This window comes from Flavihumibacter sp. CACIAM 22H1, from assembly GCF_001601815.1.
Taxonomy (GTDB): Bacteria; Bacteroidota; Bacteroidia; order Chitinophagales; family Chitinophagaceae; genus Flavihumibacter.
On the sequence record NZ_LUKG01000112.1, the window covers coordinates 1,763 to 9,534 of the forward strand.

A 7,772-nucleotide genomic window follows, 5' to 3' on the forward strand; every position below is an offset into this window, starting at 1 on the left:
TTAGTTTTTACATGCGTTCTTATGGGACTTGATAGTGTGGAAATATTGATGGATGTGGAAGATGCTTTTGGAATAACTATTCCTGTTCAGGCTGTAGAAAAAATAGTAACGCTGGCCGATTTGTACGAAACTGTTTGGCACCTGGTTAACTCCAAATTAACGCATGCCTGTATTTCCAGTACATTTTTTTATCGTATACGTGCATCACTTTTACAGGAATTTAATCATTCTAAAAATGATATCACCTTGACTAGCAGGATGGATTCCCTGATTCCTCGCAAAGATCGAAGAAGAGTATACCAATACTGGCAAGAGTCGCTAAAATTAGAACTGCCTAAATTAGTGCTGCCCCCTTCCATTAAAAAAAGCCTTTTCTTTGCTAATCGGATATTGTTTGGTGGTGGATTGGTTCTTTCCGTGCTGCTATTCTGGCGATATGAATTTAGTGCTTGGATATTTCTTCTGCCTGTACTAGGAATCGGATCTATTCGACTACTCGAAAAGTTGTTGGATCCATGGAGGGTTGTATTTAATGAGGAATCTTTACAACTGTTTATTCAACAGGTCCTGTTGCTAAATTATGCAGGTTTCGTGGCAACTGAAGGTATTACTCGTTTGGAAATGATAAAAATTATCAATGCTATAATTGTTAAAATTACCGGAATAAGATTGGACGAATTGCAATCCCATCAACGTATTGGACATGATTTAGGAATTGATTGATGGTAGGTGAGTGGCCTAAGAAGCCACGAGTATGCTGGTTGAAATAGAAAAACGTTAAACAACATTATGAGAATCAGGAAAATGTTCTTGTTGATCGCTGTCTTATTTTTTATGGCGGTTTCTATTCCCGTATACCATTTGAGTAAAACTAAATTTCTTGAAAAAGAACCGGTAACTGCTATTGTCGATGGCTATACGGACGATGCCAGTCAGTTGAACCGAACTTTGGTTGATACCATTATTCCCGCAGCCTCCGATAAGCCTGCACTCCAGATTCAACTCGGTAATTTGCTAAAATATGCCAAGGAAAAGGGTTTAAAAATTTCTATTGCAGGGGCCAGGCACAGTATGGGTGGGCATACAATTTCTCCGAATGGAATTGTTGTAAATATGCTTCCTTACAATGAAATGGCGCTCGATACTAATACCAATATCCTTACCATTGGTTCTGGTGCATTGTGGGAAGATGCTCTTCATTATCTTGATAGATATCAACGATCCGTTTTTATAATGCAGGCATTCAGTTCTTTTTCTGTTGGGGGTTCACTTAGTGTTAATGGACATGGTTGGCAAAAAGAGTTACCTCCTATCGCAGCCAGTGTAATTTCTTTTACAATGATGTTGGAAAATGGTCGTATTCTTACCTGTAGCCGTACTGAAAACGCTGAACTTTTTAAGGTGGCATTGGGAGGCTATGGCCTATTTGGAATTATTCTGGATGTACAGCTTAAGGTGGTTGCGAATACAGCCCTTCAGTTTCATTCAGTTCGGATAAATCCGGCTAATTATGTTGAAAAGTTTAAAGATAGCATATCTGCAAATCCAAGAGTAGAACTGGTTTATGGACGACTACGAATTTCAAAGAAACATTTTTTAGAGGATGCTACGTTGAACTGGTTTGAAAAGGTAGACAAAGAAATACCTTCATTATCGGAGGGGAAAAACACGGAAGCTCAACGGCTGGTGTTTCGCGGAACGGTTAACAGCGAATATGGTAAACGGCTACGATGGGACCTGGAAAGCGGCATGAATAACCTTGCTAAGCACCTGGTTTTGTCGAGGAATGAGGTGTTGAATACCAGTGTATCCATTGTAGATAATAAAGATTCGACGTCTACCGATCTGCTGCAGGAATATTTTATACCTGAACGAAATTTCAGTGAATTTATAAATGGAATTAAACCGGTTTTGCTTGCAACAAAACTTGATTTATTGAACATTACGATAAGGGGGGTAGAAAAGGATGCAGACAGTTTTATGAACTATGCGCGTGAACCTGTTTTTGGATTTGTTTTTTTATTCAATCAGAAAAAGAATCGTCAGCAAGAAGAGGAAATGAAAGCGTTAACCAGTCAACTGGTTGAAGTTGCGCTGAACTGCGAAGGAACTTTTTATCTGCCCTACAGACTGCACCTTAGCAAAGAACAGATGAGACGTTCTTACCCGCAGGCGGATGCTTTCTTTCGCTTGAAACTGAAATATGACTCTACAGCACTCTTTAGCAATAAATTTTATGAATACTATAAATAGAATGCTTTTGGCTAATTTCTGAATTTGCATTTTTTCCATTTGCTTAATACTGTTGACAAGTTTGCCCATTGTCTTTGGTTTATCAGAAGTTTGCTGAATTGCTGCTCGTCTGATTAACAAGTTCCTGTCTTACGGTGCCGATAATATTGCTGCATAAGCGAACCTTGGTAGTAATGGCCGTCTTGGAGACGCCGCTAAAGAAGAATACCCCCCTCGCTGTAAAGACTAAACAGCTATTCCCTGCAGTATCTACCAGTTCATGACCGAATCAAGCCAGTTTTATACGGTCTGTTTTTTAGATGTAACTGGATGGCTGGAAAGATGTTTTTGCCGTTTGTCAGGTTTGGGGTTTACTGTAGGCATGTCCTGGGAACTGAGCGGTTTAGCAGGAAATTTCTGTATGTATTAAAAAAATATTATATTTAAGTATTCCACTAAACGTTGTTGTTTATGAAAAGGAGCCATTTTTTCGCCTTCCCGCTGGTTGCTGTGGCGTTGGTGGCCGAAGCGGGTACTTCTCGACAGCAACGACCCCGAAAAGGATTTAAAGTTGCAAAAGGTAGGGGTAGGCATATAGAGGGGTTAAAAGTGCTGGGTGCTACCTTCGATTGCAAGGTTTCCGCAAAGGATACGGATGGTCAGCTTTGCATTTTTGATACAATTCGAACAGCTAAAGGTGGACCTCCCTTACACCTTCATTACGATCAGGATGAATGGTTCTACGTTATAAAAGGGTCTTTCAAGGTACAGGTTGGGGAGGAAATAATGTTTCTTAAGGAGGGAGATGCTGCTTTTGCGCCCCGTCAAGTGCCCCATACTTTTGCAAAAATCAATGAAGGCGAGGCGCAACTTATGGTGTTGTTTCAACCAGCCGGACAAATGGAAGCATTTTTTATTGAAAGAGCTGCTCTTGACTCAGAGACCGATCCTGTTAAAAAGCAGACTGCGCTAAACAGCCTTTGGGACAGACATGGTATGAAAGTGATGGGTGCCCCAATCAGTTTCTAATTTTCATTTACGCAAAATTTGCAATACATGAAACCCCAATTTGTACTATGGTTGCTAGTGTCTATACTATTACTCGCTGCCTGCCGTCATAAAACAGTCTCCAATGCTGCCGATACTATTTATTTTGGTGGTGATATCGTAACTATGGAAGGTGATCAGCCGACTTATGTCGAAGCCATTGCTGTGAAAGATGGTAAGATCGTTTTTACTGGTACAAAAAATGGAGCCGGCGATTTTCAAGGAGATAGTACTGAAATGCTGGATCTTCAGGGAAAGTCACTGTATCCCGGCTTCATCGACGCGCATGCACATTTCGGGGCATTTTCTTTGCAGGCAATCGGCGCCAATTTACTTCCTCCTCCTGATGGAACTGTAGTAGATATCGCCAGCCTGGTTCAAACCCTTAAAGCCTGGGCTAGCCCGGAAAATATTGCGTTAACGGGCTGGATTTTTGGTACCGGTTATGATGAATCAGTTTTGAAGGAGGGTCGGCATCCTACCCGGCAGGAATTGGATCAGGTTTCTGCTGAACATCCCATAATTATTGTTCACATTTCGGGTCATTTTTGTGTAATGAACTCAAAGGGCCTGGAATTGATGAAAATTACGGCTGCTACCAGGAATCCAGCCGGAGGAGTTATTCGAAGAATGCCCGGATCCGATGAGCCCAACGGAGTATTGGAAGAATTGGCCGCAATCCCATTGTTTTCAAAAGCACTTATACCATCCAGTGCAGAAGCGGCCGGCAAATTTGCTGCAGCCGGGCAGGAAATGGCTCTTAGTTATGGTTATACAACAGCGCAGGATGGCCGGGCAATGGACCTTTCCATGGCAAAACTTGCAGAATCAGGTTTCTTAAAACTTGATGTGGTTTCCTACATAGATTATAGCGTACCCGAGTTAATGCTTACGAAATGGTATGGAAAAAGTTATACCAATCATTTTCGCATTGGAGGCGTTAAGCTGACGTTGGATGGTTCGCCGCAGGGCCGAACTGCCTGGCGTACAATTCCGTATATTCTGCCGCCACCGGGTGAAAAATCATCCTATAAAGGTTATGCCGCCATAGCATCAGACAAAGAGGTAGAAGCTATTTATAGCCAGGCGTTCAAAAATAACTGGCAGATTATTACACATGCCAATGGAGATGCGGCCATTGACCAAATGATTCGTTGCATGAAAGGCGCTATCACTACCTATGGAAATAAAGACCGTAGAAATACCCTGATTCATGGACAATACATTCGAGAGGATCAACTTGATTCGCTAAAGAACATGAGTGTGATTGCGTCGCTGTTTCCTTTGCATACTTTTTATTGGGGCGACTGGCATAAACAGATTATTGGAGATTCGCTGGGGAACCGTATTAGTCCAACCCGCTCTGCATTAAATAAAGGGTTACGACTTACCATTCATACCGATGCGCCGGTTGCATTGCCGAATCTGATGCGTATGGTTTGGACGGCCGTTAGTCGTACTTCTCGTACCGGGAAAATTATTGGTGAGGGTGAAAAATTAACTCCCTATGAAGCATTGAAATGTATTACAGACTGGTCGGCTTATCAACATTTTGAAGAACAAACCAAAGGTACCATTACTAAGGGAAAACTGGCGGACTTAGTGATTTTAGACAAAAATCCGCTTAAAGTTAAAGTGGATGATATTAAAGAAATTAAAGTGCTGGAGACCATCAAAGCAGGAAAGCGTATCTATAAACGATAGTCTTTCGTGCAGGGATTTAAAGCATTTGATAAAGGGAAAGCTATTCTTACACTAAAGATAATTGAGAAATAAGAAGCGCCTGTAAAGAGGGAGAACACTACAAATGCCCTTTTCTTTACAGGCGTTTCTGTTTGCTTATAATTAGCTGATTTTACCTGGTACAGTTGGCCGTCCAGGCAGATCCATCTTTTGCATAGGCAATGGTTAAGCTGCTGGCGGTGATACGGATCATTTTCGTTTCGTCATTGTCGATAGATACAACAGCGCCATCCCCTTCACTCTTGAATTGAACTCCCTTCAGGTCCGGAATGCCGTCAGAAAAAACAAAATTATAGTTATTGCCAACTTTAACCACGGTTACTTTTCCGTTATCAGTGGCTTTGTTTTCACCTTCTTTTACAAAACCTATACTTCCTTCATAGCTTCCCACAAAAAGATTATTATCAGTTGGGTCATCTTTTTTACTACAGGAAACAATTACAATACTTGCCAACAGCAGCACGCTCAATAGCTTCAGAATGTTTTTCATGTTTTTTTCGTTTTGTGAGTTGTAGATTATCCTTTGTTTGCTGATTACATCCTAAAACCATGCCACCGGAATTCAATATTGAAGAGCAGGTGATTGATTTCGCATATTTAACATTTCATAAATGGAGGTTTTTTCCTGCGTGATTTCTGAACCGATCGGAGCAACTAGCAGGAAAAACATTGAATAGGGTTCATTCCTCCTTGCATACCTGTTTTGCAGAAATTGACAAATGTTTGCCAAATTAAAATCTAAGCCGGCTAAATAAGGCCTGTATTTCCATGAATTGCACAGTGTTTTTAGTAGTTTACAATTCAATGAGGAGAATACTTTATGGCAGTGCTTAATATTTACCGCGATAACTATTTAATTTCAACCGACCAGTCAAGGCTGGATATTTCGGCTATTCATAGGTTTTTATCTACGGAAGCTTATTGGTCATTAAATATTCCCCGGGAAAAAATGGAAAAATCAATTAAGCATTCTCTTTGTTTTGGCGTATATCGGCTAGATAAACAGATAGGATTTGCCCGAGTAATTTCTGACTTTGCCACCATTGCATACCTGGGTGATCTGTATATTTTGGACGCCTATCGGGGAAAGGGTTTGTCTAAATGGTTGCTGGAAGTGATTATGGGGCATCCCGAATTACAGGGGCTTCGTCGATGGATCCTGCTTACGGCCGATGCGCATGCATTGTATAAGCAGTTTGGCTGGACGGAAATTGCGGATCCGGCCAAATGGATGGAGCTTCATAACAAGTCGGTCTATACTTAGGTGGTAACTACTTCTTCAGGTATAATAGTTAGTTAAAAGGCTGTCCGCTTCTGCAACTAAAATTACTTGCCTGGTTGGAATAACGACCGTAAGAATATATGTATAAGGAATCCGTTTTCAGGAGAAATGAAGCAATACAAGGCCGGTAAGCAGGGCTACACCCATACTTAACAGGGTGCCGATCACCAGGTATTCTGTTTTAGCTTCCGGGCGTTCTTTTTCATTGAAACGGATAATTCCTTTTGCCGCAATTAATAGTCCTATGGCCTGAAATTGGTTGTTAAGGAGCAGGCTTAAAACTATTATTCGTTCAATAATGCCGATCCATTTTCCAGCATTGGCAAGGCTGTTCAGGTTTTCATCAAGAATAGAGTCCGGTGTGGATTTCCGAAGCTGGTGGTCTAGTTTATCCCGCCATTTTCGGGTAAGCGTACCTATTAGTATTCCTGCGGGAAAAGTTACTAGTACAAAGCCGGTTATTTTTATCCATAGGACGGTATTGTTATTAAATTTCTCCCAGATTTGCAGGATGGTTGCCAGGTCCATAAACTTTATATACCAACAACTTAGTATAACCGCAAAATGAGCGCTCTGGTCCAGCAGAAAGGATAAGATATCGTCTTTATAATAGGATTTGATTCCATCAATGAGCAGGTGTGAAACAAGAATAATCAGCGCAATGTCCCAATAAGCCCAGCCTGTCAGTGCCCAGGCGACAAAGGCAGTCAGCAGCACATGCAGCCATAACCCCGTTGATCTGAAGTGTTTTTTCTTCCTGTCGGCTATCCATGCTTTGGGTTGCAGTATAAAATCCGTAATGAGGTGCGCCAGTATTAACTTGGTGAGCCAGAGTAATTCAGTATTCATGGGAGCTCATTTATCAGGTTATTGAACATCTTTAATATCCATTCAATTTCGGACCATTTTGCGGAATTGGCACGTTGGGATATAGTGCTTTTAGACTTTTTCAGTGTTTTCACGGTATCTGCTTGTGTTTTACCCTGTAATAACAGGCTGATTACCTCAGCTTGTTTCGCGGTCATATTGTTGAATATGGAATCGGTATATGCTGCAATGAGGTCGAACGAATAACGTACTATATTTTCCTTTTCTACTGAAATAAGGAGGCGGGAAGGGGTTTTGGATAGATTGTCAAGACCCCGTCCTGACAATACAAACGCTTCTCCTTTTGCAGTGGCTAGTTTTTTAACAGCACCTTCAATGCGTCCAATCCCAATACTAATACGGAGGTCGGCTTTATTGGCAGGTGAAGTTGCCGGAATACGAAGTGCAGTTGTTCTGCATAATAAAGCTACTTGCAGTGATTTGGTAACGTCTTTTGGCTTCAGGTAAAACTGAAAGCTATCACCCCTGTAAAATTCAAAAGTATACCGTTTGAGCAATTTTTCCAGCGCGGTTAGCAAGGTGCTTTCTGCAGTGCTGGTAAGTTTTGTGGAATTCACAATATCGCAGGTGATAACAGAAT

The 7,772-nt window shown here is 41.3% G+C and carries 8 protein-coding genes; 5 read left to right on the plus strand and 3 right to left on the minus strand.

What is annotated here, in order from left to right:
* The 4 genes from A1D16_RS19980 to A1D16_RS19995 form a co-directional block, all read left to right on the plus strand.
* A partial coding sequence (locus A1D16_RS19980) for a hypothetical protein (protein ID WP_290712841.1) occupies window positions 1-723 on the plus strand: 723 nt, incomplete at its 5' end.
* Window positions 724-789: 66 nt separating this feature from the next.
* Window positions 790-2,253 (plus strand): FAD-binding oxidoreductase, encoded by a 1,464-nt coding sequence (locus A1D16_RS19985; protein ID WP_290712844.1) that lies wholly within the window; start codon window positions 790-792, stop codon window positions 2,251-2,253.
* A 450-nt stretch (window positions 2,254-2,703) separates the two neighbouring features.
* Window positions 2,704-3,261 (plus strand): cupin domain-containing protein, encoded by a 558-nt coding sequence (locus A1D16_RS19990; RefSeq protein ID WP_290712847.1) that lies wholly within the window; start codon window positions 2,704-2,706, stop codon window positions 3,259-3,261.
* Window positions 3,262-3,288: 27 nt separating this feature from the next.
* Complete coding sequence (locus A1D16_RS19995) at window positions 3,289-4,983, plus strand: amidohydrolase (RefSeq protein ID WP_290712849.1); 1,695 nt, start codon at window positions 3,289-3,291, stop codon at window positions 4,981-4,983.
* Window positions 4,984-5,134: 151 nt separating this feature from the next.
* Here A1D16_RS19995 and A1D16_RS20000 read toward each other — a convergent pair whose 3' ends face one another.
* Window positions 5,135-5,512 (minus strand): hypothetical protein, encoded by a 378-nt coding sequence (locus tag A1D16_RS20000; protein WP_290712852.1) that lies wholly within the window; start codon window positions 5,510-5,512, stop codon window positions 5,135-5,137.
* Between the two features lie 330 nt (window positions 5,513-5,842).
* On the opposite strand from A1D16_RS20000, the gene A1D16_RS20005 reads away from it, so the two are divergent.
* Window positions 5,843-6,286, plus strand: coding sequence for a GNAT family N-acetyltransferase (locus A1D16_RS20005; protein ID WP_290712856.1), 444 nt, complete (start codon window positions 5,843-5,845; stop codon window positions 6,284-6,286).
* Between the two features lie 117 nt (window positions 6,287-6,403).
* Here A1D16_RS20005 and A1D16_RS20010 read toward each other — a convergent pair whose 3' ends face one another.
* Both A1D16_RS20010 and A1D16_RS20015 read right to left on the minus strand, forming a co-directional pair.
* The gene (locus A1D16_RS20010) at window positions 6,404-7,153 is read right to left on the minus strand and encodes a DUF3307 domain-containing protein (RefSeq protein ID WP_290712859.1); all 750 of its coding nucleotides are present in this window, start codon (window positions 7,151-7,153) and stop codon (window positions 6,404-6,406) included.
* A partial coding sequence (locus tag A1D16_RS20015; RefSeq protein WP_290712863.1) for a hypothetical protein occupies window positions 7,150-7,772 on the minus strand: 623 nt, incomplete at its 5' end. The genes A1D16_RS20010 and A1D16_RS20015, both read right to left, overlap by 4 nt.

Bases quoted from the DNA above. Each gene is read 5' to 3' on its own strand.
- A1D16_RS20000 (WP_290712852.1), bottom strand. From the start codon at position 5,512: ATGAAAAACATTCTGAAGCTATTGAGCGTGCTGCTGTTGGCAAGTATT.
- A1D16_RS19995 (WP_290712849.1), top strand. From the start codon at position 3,289: ATGAAACCCCAATTTGTACTATGGTTGCTAGTGTCTATACTATTACTC.
- A1D16_RS19990 (WP_290712847.1), top strand. From the start codon at position 2,704: ATGAAAAGGAGCCATTTTTTCGCCTTCCCGCTGGTTGCTGTGGCGTTG.
- A1D16_RS20010 (WP_290712859.1), bottom strand. From the start codon at position 7,153: ATGAATACTGAATTACTCTGGCTCACCAAGTTAATACTGGCGCACCTC.
- A1D16_RS20005 (WP_290712856.1), top strand. From the start codon at position 5,843: ATGGCAGTGCTTAATATTTACCGCGATAACTATTTAATTTCAACCGAC.
- A1D16_RS19985 (WP_290712844.1), top strand. From the start codon at position 790: ATGAGAATCAGGAAAATGTTCTTGTTGATCGCTGTCTTATTTTTTATG.